Consider the following 21,967-nt stretch of genomic DNA (forward strand, 5'->3'; position numbering starts at 1 on the left):
ACCCCGGAGGAGTTCCGGAATCAGGCCCTCGCGGCCTAGTCGCTATTTAGGGCGTCCAAGATTTGGGACGCAGTTCAGTGCGAGCTGCAGGGTCTTTTGTCAAGTGACGAATCGCTTGTGGAGCCGCGCTCCATTTTGCTCGTTAGCCCTCCTTGCGGACTTTTTGCAGGTAGCGGTACACGCTGGGCTCCGAGATGCCCAGCGCGGTGGCGGCGCAGGCCACGGCGCCCTTGAGCATGAACACCCCGTTGCCGTTGAGGTGGCGAATGACGTCCACGCGGTCGCTCTGACCAAGCGACGCTACATCCAGCCCGCGCGCGCTCAGTAACTCGGAAATACTGCGGTCGATGAGCTCCTGCGTAGACTCCGAAAGGCTTTCGACCTCGATAGACGCGGGCTCTGCCTGCCTAGGCGCAGCGTCGAAGCACGCCATGAGCTGCTGCGCCATGGCGTTGATGGAACGGACCGTGGAAAGATCGGTGTTGACGCAGAGCATACCGACAATCTCGTCATTCTCGCGGATAAAGTACGTCGCCGACTCCAACGTCTTGCCACCGGCACCGCGCCCCTCGTAGCCCGTAATAAACGGCAGGTCGCGATACTTGGCGTCGTGCATGATCTTGAGTGCCAGGTCGGTGGCGGGACCGCCGACCTTGCGGCCGCTCACGATGCCGTTGCGAATATCGACGATGGCGTGGTCGGGATCCGAGAAATCGTGCAGGACGATCTCGCTGTTCTTACCGAGTACCTGCTCCAGGAAATCGACCATCGGCAAAAAGCGACGTACGGTCTCGTTCACGGGCAACTCCTTTGGGTTCTATCGAAGTGTTCATAACAATTTTTTATCATGGTAACACGCTGCTCATCATCTCGTATATCCGCAGGTACATTGCGTAATACAGACGAACGGTAGAAATTTGGCGGTAAACGGTCGACCAAAAGAAAAGTTAGATGTTATTTTGAACAGACACATTCCTGACCTGCGGAAATGCGTTATCTCAGCTGAAGAATAGTCTGATAACAAAAAATTATTATTGAGAATGAGAATCATCTTTAATACGATATGCAACGAAGGCACAACCTCAACCCCGCACTGCGTCACAATAGAGCGTTAGATGCGAAAACAACTATTTCGAGGATTGGTGGTCAAATGACCCAGGAGACGGTTAAGAACGGCACTGAAGCCCTGTTCACTCGTGAAGGCATGCCTCCCGTTAAGGAAATGATCCCGTGTGCCCTTCAGCACGTACTGGCTTCGTTTGCCGGTATCATCACCCCGGCTGTCATCATGGCCGGCGTCTACGGCTTTAATAGCCAGCAGAGCACCGACATCATCCAGGTCGCGCTCATTCTTTCGGCAATCGACACGGCCCTTCAGGCCTTCGCTCCCTTCCGTCGTATCGGCGGCGGCCTGCCCATCGTCATGGGCGTTTCGTTCGCGTTCCTCCCGGCCCTGCAGGCCATGGGCGCCTCGGGCTTTAGCTTTGGCGCGCTGCTGGGCGGCGAGATCGTCGGCGGTGCCGTTGCTGTCCTCTTTGGTCTGGCCTACAGCAAGATCAAGTGGCTGTTCCCGCCCGTCGTGACCGGTACGGTCATCTTCTCCATTGGCGTCTCTCTCTATCCCACGGCCGTCAAGTACATGGCCGGTGGCATGGGCACGCCGCTGTGGGGTACCCCGCAGGCATGGTGCGTCGCTCTTATCACCTTCGCCGTGGTCTTCGCACTCGCCAACTTTGGCAAGGGCACGCTCAAGCTGGGATCCGTGTTCTTTGGCATGATCGTTGGCATGATCGTTTCGATCCCCTTTGGCATGATCGACTTCTCCAGCGTCGCCACCGCTCAGGTCTTCGCTCTTCCCAAGCTCATGCCCTACGCGCTCGAGTTTGATCCCGAGGTCTGCATTACCCTCGCCGTCGTGTTCCCCATGGTTGCCATCCAGGTTATCGGCGACGTCTCCGCTGCCTGCCTGGGCTCCATCGACCGTATGCCCACCGAGCGCGAGCTCTCCGGCGCTATTGTGTCCCAGGGCCTCACCTCTATGGTCGGCGGCCTGCTGGGCGGTCTTCCCACCAGCGCCCTTGGCCAGAACGTGGGCATCATCTGCTCCAACAAGGTCGTCAACAAGTGGGTCTTTGTGATCATCGCGGCCGTCTTTGCCATCGCCGGTCTGTTCCCGCAGCTCTCTGCCGTGCTCTCCGCCATCCCGCAGCCTGTCATCGGCGGCGCGACCGTCGGCGTCTTTGGCACCATCACCATGAACGGCGTGCGCATGTTCACCCGCGAGGGCCTCACGCAGCGCACCACCACCATCGTCGGCACCTCCGTCGTCTTTGGCCTGGGTATCTGGATGGCCAGCGGCTGCCTTGCCGGCGAGGGTATGCCCACCTGGGTGTCCACCGTCATCGGCTCCAACGCCGTGACCCCCACCGCCATCATGGCCATTGTCCTTAACCTGATCCTTCCGCAGACGCCGGTCGTGGCTCAGCACATCGATGCCGCCAAGGATGCCGCCGTGGATCTGGTCTTGCCCGAGAGCAAGAAGTAACCAATTCGGTGCTATTCGTCGGCGGACGCATCGCCTCGTCCGCCGACGCCATGCGGCGCCAAGCCGCACTTCAAAGGGCTTGTCCCTTTGGTGAAGCGTTGACGGGAGAGGGCCCGTTTCCGGTGTAGGCCGGCGCTTCGCACTTCCGCCATGTCAGAGGTGTCAAACCCCGCCCCTGATGTTGAAGGGAGCATTTATGCTTCTGGTCGCTAACGGTTCCGTCTTTACCCGCAACGCTCAGACTCCGTTCATTCCCAACGGTGCGGTCGCTATTGACGGAGATACGATCGTCGAAGTGGGCCCCGAGCGCGAGCTCAAGGCCAAGTACCCGAATGCCGAGTACGTCGACGCCCGGGGCAACCTCATCATGCCCGGACTCATCAACTGCCACACCCACATCTACTCGGGTCTGGCCCGCGGCCTTGCCATTAAGGGCTGCAACCCCACCAACTTCCTGGAAAATCTTGAGCAGCAGTGGTGGAAGATCGACGACAACCTGACGCTCGACGGCACCAAGGCAAGCGCCTATGCCACGATTCTGGACTCCATCCGCGATGGCGTCACCACGATTTTCGATCACCATGCAAGCTTCTGCGAGATTCCGGGTAGCCTCTTTACCATTAAGGACGCCGCTCAGGAGCTGGGCATGCGTTCGTGCCTGTGCTACGAGGTTTCCGACCGCCGTGGTCAGGAAAAGTGCGACCAGGCTATTGCCGAGAACGCCGAGTTTGCCCAGTGGGCCGCCAAGGAGCGTCGCGATAACGATAACCACATGATCGCCGCCATGTTTGGCGGTCACGCCACCTTTACGTTGTCGGACGAGACCATGGATAAGATGGCCGAGGCCAACAACGGCCTGACCGGCTTCCACATCCATGTGTGCGAGGGCATGAACGACGTGTGGGACTCCCGCCTCAACCGCGGCGGCATCAGCCCCGTCGAGCGCCTGCTGCAGCACAACCTGCTCGGTCCCGACACCATGCTCGGCCACTGCATCCATGTGACGCCCGCCGAGATGGATATCGTCAAGGAGTCCGGTACCTGGCTGGTCAACAACCCCGAATCCAATATGGGAAACGCCGTGGGCTGCGCCCCCGTGCTCGAGTTCTTCCGCCGCGGTATCCCCGTGTGCATGGGCACCGACGCCTACACCCACGATATGCTCGAGAGTCTCAAGGTCTTCCTGATCATTCAGCGCCACAACGCCGCCATGCCCAACGTGGGCTGGTGCGAGGCCATGACGATGCTGTTCGAAAACAACGCCAAGATGGCCAGCAAGTACTTCGATCGCAAGCTCGGCGTGCTCGAGGCCGGCGCTGCCGCCGACGTCATCGTCATGGACTACAAGCCCTTTACGCCACTGAGCGAGGAGAACATCGACGGCCACATGCTCTTTGGCATGATGGGCAAAAACTGCCGCACCACCATCATCAACGGCCGCGTCCTGTACAAGGATCGCGAGTTCGTCGGTATCGATGAGGACAAGATCAACGCGTGGACCATGGCTGAGTCCAAGAAGCTCTGGAGCACGCTCAACGATCGCGTGTACTAATTCCAATTGGAGATTCGCGCGCGTCGGATGTTTCGCCGCATCCGACGCGCGCATAGGCGGCCTCCGCGGGGTCGCCGGCGCTGTGCTAGCGCTACACCGTATTTGCGCCCGCCGCGCGGTCTCGCCGGGCGTTACAGAGAGGAGCTCACTATGAGCGACATCATGAGGCCGATCCCGTTTTCGCAGCTGATGAACTGGATCATCGAGGAGCACAAGACCCAGGACGCCATCTTTGGCGTGCGTAAGATGGTCACGACCAACCAGGAGGGTGCGCTTCCCATTTTTGACGAGCGCATCGAGACTCCGTTTGGCCCGGCTGCCGGTCCCAATACGCAGCTGGCCCAGAACATCGTGGCCTCTTATGTGGCCGGTTCTCGCTTCTTTGAGCTCAAGACCGTCCAGGTTATGGACGGCGAGGAGCTCTCCAAGTGCGTCAACAAGCCCTGCATCGTGGCTCAGGACGAGTGCTACAACTGCGAATGGTCGACCGAGCTCGAGGTTCCGCAGGCCTTTGCCGAGTACGTGAAGGCATGGTTTGCCTGCCACCTGATCGCTCGCGAGTACGGTCTGGGCAGCCCGGACGGCTTTGTCTTCAACATGTCGGTGGGCTATGACCTGGAGGGCATTAAGAGCCCCAAGGTCGACGCCTACATCGAGGGCATGAAGGATGCCAGCGGCTCCGACGTCTGGAACGAGTGCCGTGCCTGGGCACTCGCCAACCTGGACAAGTTTGAGCATGTCGACGCCGCGTTTGTCGAGTCCATTCCGGCGCGCGTGTCCAACTCCATCACCGAGTCCACGCTGCATGGCTGCCCGCCCGCCGAGATCGAGCGCATCGCGACCTATCTGATCACCGAGAAGGGCCTCAACACCTACATCAAGTGCAACCCCACGCTGCTGGGCTATGAGTTTGCCCGCCAGCGTCTGAACGAGCTGGGCTTTGACTACATCGTCTTTGATGATACGCACTTCCGCGAGGACCTGCAGTGGGCCGACGCCGTGCCCATGTTCGAGCGCCTGATTGCCCTGTGCGCCGAGCGCGGCCTGGAGTTTGGCGTCAAGCTGACCAACACGTTCCCCGTCGACGTGACGAGGAACGAGCTGCCTTCCACCGAGATGTACATGTCCGGCCGTTCGCTGTTCTCACTGACCATCGAGGCCGCCCGCCGCATTACCGAGCAGTTCGATGGCAAGCTGCGCATCAGCTACTCCGGCGGTGCCACGGTCTACAACATCCGCGCTCTGTACGATGCCGGTATTTGGCCCGTTACCCTGGCGACCGACGTGCTCAAGCCCGGTGGCTACGAGCGCTTTAGCCAGATGGCCGGCGAGTTTACCGACCTGGATGGCAAGCCGTTCGCGGGCGTCTCTCTCGAGGCCGTGACCGCGATCCAGACCGACTCGCTCACCAACCCGCTCTATAAGAAGCCGCTGCGCCCGCTGCCCGACCGCAAGGTCGCCGGCAAGAGCCCGCTTTCCGACTGCTTTACCACGCCGTGCCGCACGAGCTGTCCCATCCAGCAGGATATTCCTGCCTACCTGGCGGCTGTTGACGAGGGCCGCTACGAGGACGCACTCAACATCATCATCGAACGCAACGCCCTGCCGTTCATTACCGGCACCATCTGCCCGCATCCCTGCGGCCGTGCCTGCGAGCGTGCATTTTACGAGCCCGAGGGCGCCCAGATTCGCGCCAGCAAGCTCAAGGCCGCCCGCGAGGCCATGACCGCCGTGCTGCCCAAGCTGCGCGCCCAGGCTATCGCCAACGACGGTGAGCGCAACGTTGCCGTTATCGGCGGCGGCCCGGCCGGCCTGGCGACGGCGTTCTTCCTGACGCGTGCCGGCGTGCCCGTCACCATCTTTGAGGCCCGCGATTCGCTCGGCGGCGTGGTCCGTCACGTGATCCCCGAGTTCCGCATCTCGAGCGACGATATCTCCCACGATGCCGAGCTCTGCCTGGCCTTTGGCGCCAAGGTTCAGCTTAACGCCCGCGTGGAGTCCATTGACGAGCTCAAGGCCCAGGGCTTTACCGACGTTGTCGTGGCCACCGGTGCCTGGATGCCCGGTTCCGCTGGTTTGGGCGAGGGTGCCGAGCTCGACGTGTTGGAGTTCCTCGAGGCCGCCAAGAAGGGCGAGAAGCTCGAGCTGGGCAAGGACGTCGTGGTCATTGGCGCCGGCAATACCGCCATGGACGCGGCCCGCGTGGCCAAGCGCCTTGCTGGCGTGAAGAACGTGCGCCTGGTGTATCGCCGCACCAAGAAGCAGATGCCCGCCGACGAGGAAGAGCTCGATCTTGCTCTTGCCGACGGCGTTGAGTTCTGCGAGCTGCTGGCGCCCAAGGCGCTCAACGGCGCCGTGCTGACCTGCGACGTCATGGAACTTGGCGAGCCGGATGCAAGCGGCCGTCGCAGCCCCGTCGCCACGGGCGAGACCGTCGAGCTTTCCGCCACCACGGTGATCTGCGCCGTGGGCGAGGGCATCGATGCCAGCCTGTACGACGCCGCGGGCGTCGAGCACGACCGTCGCGGCCGCCTTGCCGCCACCTCCACCGGCGTCGAGGGCGTCTGGGCTGCCGGTGACTGCCGCCGCGGTCCCGCTACCGTGGTCGAGGCTATCGCCGACGCCGCCGAGGTCGCCCGTGCCATTGCCGGCGTGGACTTTAACAAGTACGCCGACTGCAACGAGCAGGCCGGCCGCGAGGACACCTGCTACGAGCGCAAGGGATCGCTGTGCCGCGACAAGCGCAACTGCACCAAGACCCGCTGCCTGGGCTGCGGCTCGGTGTGCGAGGTCTGCTGCGATGTGTGCCCCAACCGCGCCAACGTGGCAATTAAGGTGCCGGGCCTGGCCAAGCATCAGGTCGTCCACATCGACGGCATGTGCAACGAGTGCGGCAACTGCGCCGTGTTCTGCCCCTACCAGGAGGGTCGTCCCTACAAGGACAAGCTCACCCTGTTCTGGAGCGATCAGGACATGGAGAACTCCGAGAACGAGGGCTTCCTGGCCGTGGACGAGGACCACTTTAAGGTCCGCGTCGCCGGCACGGTCCGCACCGTCTCGGTCGATGCCGTCAACACCGGTCTGCCCGAGGCCGTCCGCCTGACCATCAAGGCCGTGCGCGACAGCTATCCGTATCTCCTTAAGAAATAGGCGAGTCTCTTATGGCCAAATCCATTCAACATAACGTGGCCTACGTTGCCTGCGGAAGCGGTTGCGCCTCCGCAGGCGGCGACGCCCGCTGCAGCGAAGGCTGCATTGACTGTGGCGCCTGTGTCACGGCCTGTCCCCACGGCGCCATTGCACTGATTGATGGCATCGCCCGCGTGGACCGCTCCAAGTGCACGGGCTGTGGCCTGTGCGGCATGGCGTGCCCGCAGCGCGTGATTGCCTTTGTTCCCGGCTACCAGAACATCCTGGTGCGCTGCAACAACACCGATAAGGGCGCCATCGCCCGCAAGATTTGCGACACGAGCTGCATCGGTTGCGGCATGTGCGCCAAAAAATGCCCTGCCGGCGCTATCCGCATCGAGGACAACTGTGCCCACATCGACGGTGCGGACTGCCTGTCGTGCGGCATGTGCGCCGTCGTTTGCCCGCATGGCGCCATCCACGACCGCACCGGCATCGCCGCCGGCGTGTAGAAGGGAATCACCATGGCACAGGAATTCACTTTTACCGTTAACGGCGTCGAGCACACGACGACCCAAAACAAACCGCTGCTGCGCTACCTGCGCGACGACCTGCACATCCATTCCGCCAAGGACGGCTGCTCCGAGGGTGCTTGCGGCACCTGCACCATTCATGTGGACGGTGCGGCCGTCAAGGCCTGCGTGCTGACCACCGCCCTTGCCGCCGGCCGCAACATCGTGACTGTCGAGGGCCTGCCCGAGGACGTGCGCGAGGCCTTTGTGTACGCCTTTGGCGCCGTGGGCGCCGTGCAGTGCGGTTTTTGCATCCCCGGTATGGTCATGGCAGGCGCGGCGCTGATCGCCGAGGACCCCGAGCCCACCGAGGAGCAGATCAAGTACGCCATCCGCGGCAACGTCTGCCGCTGCACCGGCTACAAGAAGATTATTGAGGGCATTTCGCTGGCCGCTGCGGTGCTCCGCGGCGAAAAGCAGATCGACGAGGACCTGGAGCGCGGCGACGACTACGGCGTGGGCAAGCGCGCCTTCCGTATCGACGTGCGCAAGAAGGTACTCGGCGAGGGCAAGTACCCCGATGACATCGACGAGCTCGATCAGCCGGGCCTGACCTATGCCAGCGCCGTGCGCTCCAAGTATCCGCGCGCCCGTGTGCTTTCCATCGACACCTCCAAGGCCGAGGCCCTGCCCGGTGTGGTGGGCATCCTGCGCGCCGAGGATGTGCCGGTCAACCAGGTCGGCCACCTTATCCAGGATTGGGACGTCATGATCGCCCAGGGCGAAATCACCCGCTGCGTGGGCGATGCCATTGTGCTGGTGGTTGCCGAGGACGAGGCGACGCTCGAGAAGGCCAAGAAGCTCGTAAAGATCGATTACGAGCCGCTGGAGCCCGTGCGTAACATTGTCGAGGCCAGGGCTGCCGACGCCCCGCGCCTGCACGACAGTTTCTTTGCCTTTGGCAACACGGTGGAGCTCAAGGACAACGTGTGCCAGAGCCGTCACGTGACGCGCGGCGACGCCGCCAAGGCGCTGGCAGAGAGCGCGTTCACCGTGACGCAGCGCTTTACCACGCCCTTTACCGAGCATGCCTTCTTGGAGCCCGAGTGCGCCGTCGCCTTCCCGTACAAGAACGGCGTCAAGGTGCAGTCGACCGACCAGGGTGCCTACGACACGCGCAAAGAGTGTGCCCACATGTTTGGCTGGGACAATGAGCCCGAGCGCGTGGTCGTCGAGACCATGCTCGTGGGCGGCGGCTTTGGCGGTAAGGAGGACGTTTCGGTCCAGCACCTGGCCGCGCTCGCCGCCTATAAGCTCCAGCGTCCTGTGAAGTGCAAGCTCACGCGTGCCGAGTCGCTCGCGTTCCATCCCAAGCGCCACGCCATGGACGGCACCTTTACGCTGGGCTGCGACGCCGAGGGCAACTTTACCGGTCTGGACTGCGAGATCAACTTTGATACCGGCGCCTACGCGTCGCTGTGCGGCCCGGTGCTCGAGCGCGCCTGCACGCATGCCGTCGGCCCCTACAAGTACCAGAACACCGACATCCGCGGCTTTGGCTACTACACCAACAACCCGCCCGCCGGCGCGTACCGAGGCTTTGGCGTTTGCCAGTCCGAGTTTGCACTCGAGAGCCTGATTGACCTGCTGGCAGAGAAGGTCGGCCTGGACCCGTGGGAGATTCGTTACCGTAATGCCATCGAGCCGGGCGAGGTTTTGCCCAACGGCCAGATTGCCGACTGCTCCACGGCACTTAAGGAGACGCTGCTCGAGGTCAAGGATGCCTACTACGCGCATCCCGGCCACGCCGGCATTGCCTGCGCCATGAAGAACGCAGGCGTGGGCGTGGGCCTGCCCGATGCCGGTCGCTGCAAGATTCGTATCGAGGATGGCCGCGCCGTGGTCTATGCCGCCACGTCCGACATCGGCCAGGGCTGCAACACCGTCTTTTTGCAGGACGTTGCCGAGGCGTGCGGTCTGCCGCTGAGCTGCATCGCCAACGGCGAGTGCTCTACCGAGAACGCTCCCGACTCCGGCACCACGTCTGGCTCGCGTCAGACGGTCGTGACCGGCGAGGCCGTGCGCGGCGCCGCCTTCCTGCTGCGCGATGCCATGCTTGGCGTCGAGGCCGGCAAGCCTGCGCCTACCGCCCCGGTGAGCGCCCATGGTGACGGCGTCAAGATCGAGTACGACGACGGTCGCGCCTATCAGCTACGCACACAGGAGCTCGTCGCCGGCCAGGGCATGCATCCTCAGGATCCCGCGGCCGCCATCAAGGCGCTCGAGGGATGCGAGTTTGGCTACGTGTATCTGGAGCCGACCGACAAACTGGGCGCCGACGTCCCCAATCCCAAGAGCCACATCTGCTACGGCTTTGCCACGCACGTGGTCATTCTGGACGATGACGGCCGCGTGAGCGAGGTCTATGCCGCGCACGATTCCGGCAAGGTGGTCAACCCCATCTCGATCCAAGGTCAGATTGAAGGCGGCGTGCTCATGGGTATGGGCTATGCGCTCACCGAGGACTGGCCGCTTAAGGACTGCGTACCCCAGGCAAGGTACGGCACGCTCGGGCTGTTCCGTGCGCCCGAGATTCCGGATATCCACGCCATCTACGTGGAGAAGGACGAACTGCTGCCCGTGGCATACGGCGGCAAGGGCATCGGCGAGATCGCAACGATCCCCACGGCGCCCGCCGTGCAGAACGCCTACCGCGCATTCGACGGCAAGCTGCGTCCGGATCTGCCCATGGTGGATACGCCGTACAGCCGCGCTCGTCACCGCGGGTAGAGTAGAGCGCGGACGGCCATTGCTGACGGGCTGTTCGCGCTCAACACCAACTGCATATGCTGCACCTTTGGCCCCAGCTCCATCGCGAGCCGGGGCCTTTTGTTTGGAGCACCTCCACATGCGGAAGCTGCGTCCCAGATTTCGGCTCCAGAATGAGACGTACTTTCCGGACGGGGCTTCAAACGGAAACCGTATCCCGGATTCGACGCTCAGAATGGGACACACTTTCCTGGACAGCCCTCAACCGGAAACTGCGTCCCAGAATTTCGCTTCAGAGTGGGATGCCGTTTCCGGCTGAACCCTCTGCGGAAAGTTCATCCCAGAATTGACGCTCGGAGTGGGACACGGGTTCCGGATCGGCCCTCAGCGGAAAATGTATCCCAGTTTGAGCGTCTATTCCGGGATGTAGTTTCCGCTGGGCGTTCAACCGGAAAGCGTATCCCGGTTTGGTAGGCAGGCGGGCATAAGCTCAGCGGCCCCTACGGCTCCACGTCGTTAAGCCATGCCGGCAGAGCGGTCTGCCGGATGCCTGCCGTCTGCAGCTTTTTCGCGAGCAGTCCTGCCGAGCGGACTTCGCTCATGGTAAAGCGCAGCAGAGGGTGACCGTAGAGCGATAGGTGCGCCTCGCGCTGTCGTTCGGCAACGAGCGCCTCGGCGGTGGTGCGTCCGGCCAGCATGGTCTGGTCGGTATATTTGATGAGCCCGTCGAGCTCGCCCAGCGTGAGTTCCCGCGCCTGGCGCTCCCAGGCAAAGTCCGTTCGTATGGGCTTGGCCGAATCGAAGGGGTCCGTCAGCTCGTATTGAAGCCAGTCGGGCGCAAAGCCTGTCTCGATCATGACGGCTCGGGCGACCGATTCCCCGCCGCTCTCGGCGCGGGCGTCGGCATATCGAAGCGTTGTGAGGGCGGTGCGGATCGCGCGACCATTGCGCGCAGTCGCTCGTTGCTCAACGGCCTCCATCAGCTGTTCCGGCGCAAGGCCGAGCTTTGAGATCGCCGAATCGGCAATGGACATGCCGTCGGCAAAACCAGTTTGCAGCAGGCAATCTGTGGCCGTTTGGATGGGCGGTGTTACCGATACGCCGGCTCTGCGTATTGCTCCGGCCGGCTCAATCTGGTGCCGCTGAATATGTGCGCCCGGGCGAGCCGACGGCTTGGTGGCGCTGCAGACATGCACGACGTTCAGGTGTCGCCACGAGACCTCGAGCCCCAGCAGGCAAGCTGCCGAAAACGAGCAGAACGTCCAATCAGGGTGGATGATCGCAAGGGCGCGAATAATCTCGCAATGACGCTGCGCCCGGTTGAGTCCATCCCAGCGCGTTTTTCGCGCAAACAGCCCCGGCATGGGCGAGACAACCGTGCCGCCGGTGCGCCGAAGGAGCGCTTTGCGGATTGCCGTGCTCGGGGGAATCAGACAGCGCCCCTCTTGTTCGGCTTGAGTGAGCAGTTGGTCGATGAGTTGGTCATTGCAATGGGTCATGAGCTACCGCCTCCTTTTGGGTAGCAAAAACGTATCAGCCGCAACTTGCCGCTCAGCTGACCAAAAGCTGACCAAAATCTAACCATGCAGGTAGATGGCCTGTTTTCGGCGACTTTTTTACATCCGAATCGGTGGGCGGTAATCGGCGACCGTGAACGGTGGCAAGTTATGAAGACTGGGTAAGTTTCGGTACGTGTACTTTTTGAAAAAGAGCATTCTATCTGCTGTTTTTGCGTTTCTGGATCGCATATTTGAAGGCATGTGATATGGGCTGCGGACTGTCGCCTTGTATCTGCGGAAACTGTGACCCGGAATTGCCACTCGGAATGGGACGCGCTTTCCGGATCGCCCTTCAAGCGGAAACTACATCCCAGATTTCGGCTCCAAACCGGGATGCGCTTTCCCGGCGGCGTCTCTGGCGGAAATTGCACCCCGGAATGAGCGCTCAGAGTGGAACATGCTTTCCTAACGAAGCCGCATGCGGAAACTACGTCCCGGATTCGATGCTCAGGACGGGATGCCGTTTCCGATAGAGACATGGGGTGGAAAGCCTCCCATTTCTAATGTTCAAGAAATGGGAGGCAGCTCATCGCGAGCTGGGCCTTTTGTTTGGAGCGGAGGCAGCATCCCGGAATTCGGGCAATCCGGTGGTCAGGGGTTGAGCAAGCGTCGCGCTAAGGATGCCAAGCGTAAAACCTTCAATGAACATAGCGTAAAAACTACATCCGCAACGGCGTAAAAACTACATTGGAAGTAGCGTAAAATCCGCATTGAAAATGGCGTAATTTCGTATATCGCATGATCGCCCGAGCTTGCACACGGCCTTTTGCGAGCTCTTGCCATGAACGAGAGCCAGGCCGTCACGTACAAGACGCTCATAAAGGACGCCTCGTACGGTGAGGCGGGCCCCGACGAGAGGACCATCGCTGCGTACTTGGATCTCTTCAACAGGCTCAAGCTGACCGAGGACCTGTGCGGATGGGAGCCGCCCATGCGCTCGAAGGCCCGCGTTCGCGTGCGCCCCAAGCGCTACTTCTGCGACCCGTCACTTGCGGCGGCGTTGCTGGGGGCTACCCCTGAGCGGCTGCTTGGCGATATGCAAACGCTGGGGATGCTCTTTGAGAACCTCGTTCTGCGCGACGTGCGCGTGTTCCTTTCCACCTACGGCGGTGTCGACAACAGTGTCCATTATTTCCGAGATGAGAAGGGCCTTGAGGTCGATCTGATCGTTGAGCACGACGGGCGCTGGGGAGCCATCGAGGTCAAGCTGAGTGATGCGAAAGCAGACGATGGAGCGAGAAATCTCAAGGCGCTGGAGAGGAAAGTACTCTCCAGTCCTACCGCCCAGAATGCCGCGCCGTCGTTTTTTGGCGGTCGTGGTTGGAAAGGGGAGCATTGCCTACACACGCGACGACGGCGTGGCGGTGATCCCCATGGCGGCACTTGGGGCGTAGTGGTTTTGCGGGCGTGCTGTGCTTCCATTACCGAAAATCCATTTGTTAGACCTGGCGTCCGCGGGTAAAATAAAGTCGACGGCAGCCCAAGTAGTGAAGAGCTGGGCGGCGCCGTTACTTCGATTAAGGGGTCAATGCCTTAGAGGCGTCGACCCCTCTTTTTCTGCTTCGTACGCTGCTTGAGTGCCTCGGTAAGTCCGATAAGCGCCGTGAGGAGCGAGACCAAAGCGGTCAGGAGCTTCACGAAATCAGTCAGATCGGTCATGGGCATCACCTCCCGTCGCATGGAGGGCGCTGCCCGGCACATGGAACTGCCGTCAACAACTGCAATTCTATCAAAGTACTGCTATAAATACGAATATATGTTCGATAATAACAGTGACGTGATTCTCTCAAAGTGTGGCTTTACGCAAGGATGCCGGAAAGCCGTGCTGTGCGATTTCATGTCCGCACGGGTTCCTATCCTTACGACAATGTAGCCGCCTATGTAACGAGCGGCAGTTGACGGAGAAAGGCCCTGACCGTGCCAGACAAAAAGACGCCGGATATTTCGGCCGTCGATACGACGAACTTTGCGCGCCAGATTGTGCTGGACTTTGAGTTTGCGCCGGTGCCAAAGCAGCGCCAACGTCGTGGACTGCGCAACGAGATTATCGAGGTTGGCGCCGTCAAGCTCGATTACCACGGCAACGTTATGGGCGAGTTCTCGCAGTTTGTGCAGACGGAATTTACCGAAGGCGTTGCGTTCCCCGTCTGCGAGCTTACAGGGATATCAGCCGTGGACACCGCGATGGCCGATCCGCTCTATGTGGTGATCAAAAGGCTCAACGATTGGATCGGTCGCTACTCCGCCCAGATAGTTTGCTGGAGCGGGACGGATCGCCGACAGCTTTTGGCCGAGTGCCAGGCAAAGCACATCGACCTTTCCGCATTTCCTACGGACTGGGCTGACCTGCAGGCGTTTTACACCTCGATCATGGATGTGGGCAGCCACGGGTGCGTCTCGTTGGGCGACGCGGCAACGTGGTTTGGCATCGAGTTCGACGAGTCGACGGGCCACGCCCACAGCGCCTTAGCCGATGCGCGCGTGACCGCCAAGCTGCTCAAGCAGGTGATGGACGGGGACTACCACGTGAGCCCGTGCGCCCAGGAAGTCCGCCAGCGGTGGGGGATGGGCGAGCGAGTCCAGACGCACCTTTCCAGCAAGTGCCCCGAGCTGGGAGACCTGCTGCTGAAACTGAAAGCGGAGGGGAGATAGGGTACGGACATCATTGTCGTTTTCGTCTGCGAAGAGGGAATCAATTAACTACAAAGTGTGGATGGCTTCTAGTGAAGACTTAACCACCAGATTATGAAAGGGTTAGCGGGCCATTGGGGGTTGCAGTGTTCACCCGTCGCAAGACGTTGCTCGTTCAAATTGGGACGCTCCGCATCCGATGAAATGGTTGATGCGGAGCGTCCCTAGAGACCTGTCTTCTGTTGCCTAATAGTAGAGTTCAATATACGAATACGCCTTATCAAAAAGAGCCTGGTCTTTGAGCTTGTAGCGCATCCAAAGAATGGCGCGTAGCTGCTTCTTGACCTCTTTGACGCCTGCTGTGGTTGCCTGCCAACCGTCGAATCGGGTGATCTTAACGATTTCGTCGATGTCGCCGACGATGTTCTCGACGATGATTGGCGTGTCCCCATTCTTTACACCATTGAAGAGTTCTGTGAGGGCAGCCTTGCCCTTGTCCTCCTCTTCTTCGGGCACGACTTCCTTTTCGGCCGCTCGAGCCTCTCTGGCGAGGTCGATGAGCATCTTGAGGAACTCGACGCTGTTGATGAGACCTTGCTCGTGACGCTCCCTCAGGTCCTCCAGGCGCTCGCCGAGCTTCTGGAACTTGCCATTCTTATCGTGCCTGCGGATTCGGGCGACGAGATCTATCTCCAGCTTACGCGTGATCTTCTCGGTATTGCTCTTGTCGTTGATGAAGTGCTCGATCATATCCTCGTCGAGTTCAAGGATGTCGTCATCGTCTCGGACTCTCTCGACGGTGATGTTCTCGTGCACGAGCTCGATTGTCTTGGGCCCGAGCGCTGCCCAGATGAGCTTCCCGCGATTGTCTACCGGTCTCACGGAATCGTAGACCTGCGAGAGCCAGATGAAATCGGGCTTGTAGGGATTGAGACATGGGTCGGGCGAAAGGGCTTCCCACGCTCTGTTCAAGACCGAGAAGTCGGCCCCAAACTGGTCTTTCACCTTTGTCGTTGGCAGGCATTGTTGAGCTTCGAGAAGGGACTCCCAATCCGCGCTGCGGCGGTCTTTGACCGTTGAGAAGTACTCAAGACAGCAATGCATAAGCCCGGGTAGCTCGGCCTTTACCTCGTCGATGTTGGTTATGACCTTCTTCACCTCGGCCTCGTCGAAGTGCAGAGACTTGGCGACGTTGTCGAAGAGGCCGATATAGTCGACAATGAGACCGAATGTCTTCTTGTCGTTGTAGACGCGGTTGGTTCGACAGATTGCCTGCAACAGCGTGTGGTCGCGCAAGGGCTTGTCAAGGTACTGAGTTTGCAGGATGGGCGCATCGAACCCCGTGAGCAGCTTTGCAGTGACGATGAGAATCTTGAGCGGATCGTCCGGGTCGCGGAAACGGTCAAGGAGCTTTTCTTCGGCATCGCGATCTCGACGGTATGCCTTGTAGCGGTCTTCCTTGTCGTTGTTCGTGTCCATGACGATTGCGACCGCATCAGCGCCCAAGAGCTTGTCGAGCTTCTCCTTATACAGCAGGCAGCACTCTCGGTCGTAGCAGACTACCTGCGCCTTGAAGCCGTCGGGCTCAACCTTTGACTTGAAGTGCTTGGCGATGTGTTCGCATACCTTGTGGATGCGGTCGGGGGCCTTCATGACGGACTCGATCTTGACGCGCCTGGTAAGTTCCGCCTTGTCCTCTTTGCTGAGGTCTCGGGTCATTTCGTCAAAGGCGGCGTTCACGACCTCTTGGTTGACGTGGAGCTCGACGGGAACAGTTTCAAAATGGAGCGGCAATGTGGCGTGGTCGCGGATGGAGTCGGCGAAGGAATAGCGGCTCATGTAGCCGGACTTGTCCTCTTTGGCACCGAAGGTGTGGAACGTGTTCTTGTCGGTTCGGTTGATGGGCGTGCCGGTCAAGCCGAAGAAGAAAGCGTTTGGCAAGGCGAGTCGCATCTTCTCGCCGAGGTCGCCCTCTTGGGTGCGGTGCGCCTCGTCGACCATGAGGATGATGTTCTCACGGTCGTTGAGTGTCCCCGCAACCTCGCCGAATTTGAAGATGGTGGTGATGAGGATCTTTCTCATGTCCTGCTTGAAGAAGGACTCAAGCTCCTCCTTGCTGCCGGCGCTTGCGAGGTTGGGGATATCGGATGCGTTGAAGGTCCCCGTAATCTGGGTCTCGAGGTCGATTCGGTCATCCACGATGACGACGGTCGGGTTCTTGAGTTCGGGGACCATGCGCAGCTTCTGGGCGGCGAATACCATGAGCAGTGACTTTCCTGAGCCCTGGAAATGCCAAATGAGGCCACGCTTCGGGTATCCTGCGCGGACGCGGTCCACGATGAGGTTCGCGCCCTCGAACTGTTGGTAGCGACAGATCAGCTTGATGCGTCGATGCCTCTTGTCGGTGGCGAAGAGCGTGAAGAACTGGAAAATGTCCATGACGTTCGTGGGGGTTAGCATGGACGCCATGCTTCTCTTGACGTCGGCAAGTGTGCCCTCGCTCTTCTTGTCGCCCTCATGCCAGGGTCCCCACATCTCGGGAGGCATGTTCACCGACCCGTAGCGATAGCATTTTCCTTCGCTGGCGAAGTTGATGGCGCTACAGACGAACATCTGCGGGATGCTCTTCTCATATTTAGCGATGTCGCCGGCGCCGTCGAGCCAGGTTATCGAATCGCGTACCGGCGTCTTGAACTCGCCAATGACGAGTGGGAATCCGTTGACAAGAAGGACCAGGTCTAGGCGCTTGCCACCTTGTTCCTGGGGATAGACCCACTGGTTGGTGATGATGCACTCGTTCTTGTCGAGATCACCGTCCGCCGCCGTGCCAAAGAAACGGATTGGAACCATGCGACCGTCTTTGCCGTAGGGGAATGAGTTCTCCTCGAAGACGAACTTTTTGAACCGCTCGTTGGTGGAGACCAGGTTCTGCGGGCTTGCAGATTGAACGAGAGCCCTGAGTTGGTAGATGATTTCATCGGCGCGGTCAGGGTCTTCTGCGATCTCTGGGTTGAGCCTGATGAGGGCATCCTTGACCATGGGCTCGACCATGACGTCGGCATGGCGGCGCGGGAGGTCTTCGGCAGCAACGTATCTCCAGCCAAGGCTGGCAAGCGCCTCGACGCTCATTTGCTCGACGGTGTTGTCCTCGTTAAACATCTCCGAGTCCTAACTCCTGGTTCAAAATTTTCTTCGTTGTCGCATTCAATTCGTCGAGTGCCTGCTGTACGGCAAATTTCGATTTGTCGACCTGGGCGACGAAGTCGGCGAACTTCTGCTGACGTTCTTTTGAAGCCACCTTGATTGGCAAGCTACACAGATCGTCAAAGTCGAGAGCGCTTGTACTTACGCTCCTGACCCCAGCCAATAGTCGCTGCTCATGCGACCTTATTGCCCAAAGAAGGTAATTAGCGCCGAACTCCTCATTTGGAATGAATGCTTTGATATCTTGGTTAATGGCCACGGTCTTGTTGCATATTGCAGTAGAGACCTTTCGTTGAAGAAGCGCGCTTCTGGTAACCACCAGCACCGAATTCTGGGGAATAAGCTTCACTCCAGCCTCCTCCAATGCCGTATCGCTTAGCCAAAGAGACCCGGATGACACGGAGTCATCTTTTACATCTCCCGATTTAATGAAAGGAACGTTTCCTCCGTAATACTCCGGATGCTTCATTGAAGGCGTTTTTCCTCCGCAAATCGATGCACAGCAATCTCTAAGAGCTACGACCTCACCATCACTTTGCAAAGTAAACATCTCGACAAATTGTGATTTGACGACGTCGTCGCAGGTGGCGAGGAGCCGTTTGTAGCGTCTCCTTGTCTCCTGGGCTGCCCAGAGGACGTCGGCAAGCCCCTCCTGTGCCTGGATACCCGGGAGCTCGATCTCGAATTCGGCGAGCCCTTGCCACTTTACGCGCGGCGAAAGGGAGCCCGCCGATTTCTCGACGGCGTGCTTGAACAGGGCATCGTTCTGGATGATGAACGGCAGGAGCCTCGGCGAGAGCCCGTCTCCGGCGGCTATAACGGTGATGTCGCCCGAGCAGACTCCGTCGAACGGCGCGACGACCGCCTTGTGCAGGTAGGCCCTGCGGCGGCCGAACAATACCTGACCCTTCTCGAACCCCTTTGTGAAGGTCGTCTCCACGTCCTCGTTCCAACGCGTCAGCTCGACCTCACCGGGATCTAGGTGCTCGAGGCCAACCGTCGGAAGGTCGGAGCCCTCGATAGTCCTCTTTCTTACCTCGCGGGCGACGTCGCCCAGACGAACTCGTGTCATTTTATTCACCGTCGCTTTTGCGGAGTTTAGCTGCTACGTCGCCGAGTAGGCCTGCTGCCCTCGCAGCCGCGGATTGCCAGCCGCAGACGACCTCGCTGATGCTGCGGTCATCCGACTCCGCGTCGCCGGCCTTCTTTACGTATAGGGGTATGGAGAGCGAGGACGCGTTGTCCTCGATCTCGTCGATCGTCGCGTAGGCCGAGAAATCGTCGATGCCCTCGTTCGAGCTGTATGCGCCGACTATTCTCTCGATGTGGACGTCCTCGAGGTAACTCTGGGCGTTCTTGCGTGTGACCTCGGACGAGGCGTCGACGAACAGGATGCGCCCGCGCCTCTCCGGCACCTTCACGCTGCGACAGATGAGGATGCACGCCTCCATCGGCGAGTTGAAGAAGAGGTTGGGGCCGAGTCCGATGACGGCCTCGATGAGGTCGCTCCTGACAAGCCTCTCGCGCATTTCAGACTCCTCGTTGCGGAAGAGTACGCCATGGGGAAGAAGAATGGCGCACCTTCCGCTCCTCGGGTCCATGCTCTTGAGGATGTGCTGTATGAAGGCATAGTCGGCCCGCCCCTGCGGCGGGGTGCCGAGGAAGTTGCGGCCGTAGGGGTCCGCCGAGAACGCCTCGCGGTCCCATTGCTTGATCGAGTAGGGAGGGTTGGCGAGCACCATATCGAAGGTGCGCAGCTTTCCCGCCTCGAGGAAGGCTGGGTGTCGCAGCGTGTCGTCGTTTGCAATTTCGAAGTCCTCGACGCCATGCAGGAATAGGTTCATGCGTCCGATGGCGGAGGATAGCTGGTTGATCTCCTGTCCGTAGGCGTGAACATTGCGCCATTCCTCTCCGTGCTGTTTGAGGTGGGCAATGGAGGAGATGAGCATGCCGGCGCTGCCGCAGGTGGGGTCGTAGATGGACTCGCCCGGTTTGGGTTGGAGAATCTCGGTCATCAGGTGGACGACCGTGCGGTTGGTGTAGAACTCCTGTGCCGTGTGCCCTGAGTCGTCTGCGAACTTCTTGATGAGGTACTCGTAGCCCTGGCCGAGTTCGTCCTCGGGGCAATTGGCGATGGAGAGCGTTATAGCGCTGAAGTGCTCGATGAGGTCCTTGAGCAGGCGGTCGGGAAGTCGTTTCTTGTTAGTCCAGGCGGCGTCGCCGAAGATGCCACGCAGCTTGGAGCCGTTGGCCGTCTCGATGGCGCGGAAGGCGCCCACGATGGCCTTACCGATGTTTTCCGTGGTCTCCCGGACATCGCACCAGTGGGCGCCGTCCGGGATTGCGAAACTGTGGTTCTCGGGAAGGACGGCGAACTCCGCATCTCCGTCAGAGGCTTCCAATGCCTCAGCGGTCTCCTCGTCGTAAACATCTGAGAGGCGCTTGAAGAATAGCAGCGGGAATATGTACTGCTTGTACGAGCCGGCATCGATGTAGGTGCGCAGCAGAACCGCTGCGTTCCATAGATGGTTGTTCAGTTCTTCCTGGGGGATTCTACTCTCCATCGACATAGCCTCCCTTTGAGAGCAGCTCAAGGAGTTTCTCCTCGGACTTCCTCGTCTGGCGAAGGAGGTCGTAGAAACGTTTCCTGGTTTCCGCCGGCGGCTCGATCTCCTCGCGCCTTCTTTCGACGTAATTGTTCGCCGAGAGCACGTAACCCTCGCGCTCTATCTCATCGAGCGTCGCGATGGCACACTTCTCTACGACGGGTTCGTAGGATTGGTAGAGGGAGAGCATCTCCTGAGCGTTCTCCTCCGAGATCATGTTCTGCGCGCGCTGGGCGGTGAAGATCTCGGTACCGTCGATGATGCAGACGCGGCCCCGATGCGCCGGAGGCTTGTCATTCCGGAGGAACAGCACACAGGCGGAGACGCCGGTGCTGTAGAAGACGCCGCTCGCGAGCGAGATCACTGCCTCGACCTTGTCTGACTTGAGCAGCTCCTTGCGGATGGCACCCTCCTTGCCGCCGTGGAACAGTGCGCCCTGGGGCAGCACTACGGCGCAGCGACCGCGCTTCTCGTCCATGGAGCAGACCATATGCTGCACCCATGCGAAGTCTGCCGACTTGTCGGTGGGGACACCCCAGATGTTGCGGCCCCATGGGTCCGAGGAGAACTCTGCGGACCCCCAGTTCTTAAGGGAGAAAGGCGGATTGGCGAGGACGCAGTCGAACGACCTGAGGGTGTTCCCGGCAAGGAAGGCGGGCTCGCGCAGGGTGTCGCCCTGGGCGATGCGGAAGTCCTTCGCGCCGTGGAGATACAGGTTCATTCGCGCTATGGCGGACGTGCTGAGGTTCTTCTCTTGGCCATAGAGCTTTCCGTAGGCGAGCTTGGAGTTGTCCATCTGCCGCACGGCTTCGATGAGCATGCCGCCCGTGCCGCAGGCGGGGTCATAGACGGTCTCGCCAGGTTTCGGCTCAAGCAGGGAGACCATCATCTTGACGATTTCGCGCGGGGTGTAGAACTCGCCGGCGTTCTTCTTCTGCATGTCGGCGAACTTCTTGATCAGGTATTCGTAGGCGTCGCCCATCATGTCGGCGCTGTAGTTTCTGTTGCCGAACTTCTTTGCTGAGAAGTGCTCGACGAGGTCCTTCAGGCGCTCGTCGGAGAGCTTGCCTTTGTCTGTCCAGCTCGCATCGTCGAAGCTACTGAAGAGGCCGCTGAGGGTATCGGGGTTGGCTCGTTCGATTCCTACCATGGCGTCTACGATTGCCTTGCCGACGTTTGCGCCGGTGTTGCGCACATCCTGCCAATGGCAGCCGTCCGGCACCGCGAAGCTGTGGTTTTCGGGCAGGGCGGCGTAGTCTTCGTCTCCGTCCGACATCTCTAGAGCTTCGGTGGTCTCCTCGTCGTAGACGTCGGAGATGCGCTTGAAGAAGAGCAACGGTGTGATGTAGCTCTTGTACTCGTCCTGGTTGATGGGGCCACGCAGGATATCGCAGGCTCCGAGTAAGTGGTTTCCCAGCTCGGATTTACTTATCGGTTCTTCAGTCATTCAGGTACCTATG

14 protein-coding genes are annotated in these 21,967 nt (G+C 60.2%); 7 read left to right on the forward strand and 7 right to left on the reverse strand.

What is annotated here, in order from left to right; translation table 11 throughout:
- Positions 1-142 precede the first annotated feature (142 nt).
- Positions 143-799 (reverse strand): helix-turn-helix transcriptional regulator, encoded by a 657-nt coding sequence (locus PMW67_RS04785; protein WP_271738872.1) that lies wholly within the window; start codon positions 797-799, stop codon positions 143-145.
- A gap of 351 nt (positions 800-1,150) precedes the next feature.
- Here PMW67_RS04785 and PMW67_RS04790 point away from each other — a divergent pair, with 351 nt between their 5' ends.
- From PMW67_RS04790 to xdh, 5 genes are all read left to right on the forward strand, one after another.
- Positions 1,151-2,545, forward strand: coding sequence for a uracil-xanthine permease family protein (locus tag PMW67_RS04790; protein ID WP_161144905.1), 1,395 nt, complete (start codon positions 1,151-1,153; stop codon positions 2,543-2,545).
- 196 nt (positions 2,546-2,741) lie between these two features.
- Positions 2,742-4,097 carry a putative aminohydrolase SsnA gene (gene ssnA / locus PMW67_RS04795; RefSeq protein ID WP_271738873.1) on the forward strand — a complete coding sequence of 452 codons (1,356 nt, stop codon included), beginning with the start codon at positions 2,742-2,744 and terminating at the stop codon, positions 4,095-4,097.
- Between the two features lie 150 nt (positions 4,098-4,247).
- Positions 4,248-7,247 carry a putative selenate reductase subunit YgfK gene (ygfK, locus tag PMW67_RS04800; RefSeq protein WP_118256659.1) on the forward strand — a complete coding sequence of 1,000 codons (3,000 nt, stop codon included), beginning with the start codon at positions 4,248-4,250 and terminating at the stop codon, positions 7,245-7,247.
- Between the two features lie 11 nt (positions 7,248-7,258).
- On the forward strand, positions 7,259-7,738 hold the full coding sequence (locus PMW67_RS04805; protein WP_271738876.1) for a 4Fe-4S binding protein: 480 nt from the start codon (positions 7,259-7,261) through the stop codon (positions 7,736-7,738).
- Positions 7,739-7,750: 12 nt separating this feature from the next.
- On the forward strand, positions 7,751-10,528 hold the full coding sequence (xdh, locus tag PMW67_RS04810; protein ID WP_271738878.1) for a selenium-dependent xanthine dehydrogenase: 2,778 nt from the start codon (positions 7,751-7,753) through the stop codon (positions 10,526-10,528).
- A 479-nt stretch (positions 10,529-11,007) separates the two neighbouring features.
- Here xdh and PMW67_RS04815 read toward each other — a convergent pair whose 3' ends face one another.
- A complete protein-coding gene (locus PMW67_RS04815; RefSeq protein WP_117773414.1) occupies positions 11,008-12,006 on the reverse strand; it encodes a hypothetical protein in 999 nt (332 codons plus the stop codon).
- Positions 12,007-12,847: 841 nt separating this feature from the next.
- On the opposite strand from PMW67_RS04815, the gene PMW67_RS04820 reads away from it, so the two are divergent.
- Complete coding sequence (locus PMW67_RS04820) at positions 12,848-13,528, forward strand: DUF4143 domain-containing protein (RefSeq protein ID WP_271738881.1); 681 nt, start codon at positions 12,848-12,850, stop codon at positions 13,526-13,528.
- Positions 13,529-13,599: 71 nt separating this feature from the next.
- Here the strand turns inward: PMW67_RS04820 and PMW67_RS04825 are convergent, their stop codons facing one another.
- Entirely contained in the window at positions 13,600-13,725 is a 126-nt protein-coding gene (locus PMW67_RS04825) for a hypothetical protein (protein WP_255360338.1), read from the reverse strand.
- A 258-nt stretch (positions 13,726-13,983) separates the two neighbouring features.
- Here PMW67_RS04825 and PMW67_RS04830 point away from each other — a divergent pair, with 258 nt between their 5' ends.
- On the forward strand, positions 13,984-14,718 hold the full coding sequence (locus PMW67_RS04830; protein ID WP_271738883.1) for a 3'-5' exonuclease: 735 nt from the start codon (positions 13,984-13,986) through the stop codon (positions 14,716-14,718).
- A gap of 225 nt (positions 14,719-14,943) precedes the next feature.
- On the opposite strand, the gene PMW67_RS04835 is transcribed toward PMW67_RS04830, so the two are convergent.
- The 4 genes from PMW67_RS04835 to PMW67_RS04850 are packed head-to-tail and all read right to left on the reverse strand — an operon-like array spanning position 14,944 to position 21,954.
- The gene (locus PMW67_RS04835; RefSeq protein ID WP_271738885.1) at positions 14,944-17,856 is read right to left on the reverse strand and encodes a type I restriction endonuclease subunit R; all 2,913 of its coding nucleotides are present in this window, start codon (positions 17,854-17,856) and stop codon (positions 14,944-14,946) included.
- Positions 17,849-18,973 (reverse strand): restriction endonuclease subunit S, encoded by a 1,125-nt coding sequence (locus PMW67_RS04840; RefSeq protein ID WP_271738916.1) that lies wholly within the window; start codon positions 18,971-18,973, stop codon positions 17,849-17,851. The genes PMW67_RS04835 and PMW67_RS04840 overlap by 8 nt, the downstream gene beginning before the upstream one ends.
- A 1-nt stretch (position 18,974) precedes the next feature.
- A complete protein-coding gene (locus PMW67_RS04845; RefSeq protein ID WP_271738886.1) occupies positions 18,975-20,465 on the reverse strand; it encodes a type I restriction-modification system subunit M in 1,491 nt (496 codons plus the stop codon).
- Positions 20,455-21,954 carry a type I restriction-modification system subunit M gene (locus PMW67_RS04850; RefSeq protein WP_271738887.1) on the reverse strand — a complete coding sequence of 500 codons (1,500 nt, stop codon included), beginning with the start codon at positions 21,952-21,954 and terminating at the stop codon, positions 20,455-20,457. The genes PMW67_RS04845 and PMW67_RS04850 overlap by 11 nt, the downstream gene beginning before the upstream one ends.
- Positions 21,955-21,967: the final 13 nt, after the last annotated feature.

It is taken from the genome of Collinsella aerofaciens, from assembly GCF_028209395.1.
Lineage (GTDB): Bacteria > Actinomycetota > Coriobacteriia > Coriobacteriales > Coriobacteriaceae > Collinsella > Collinsella aerofaciens_AZ.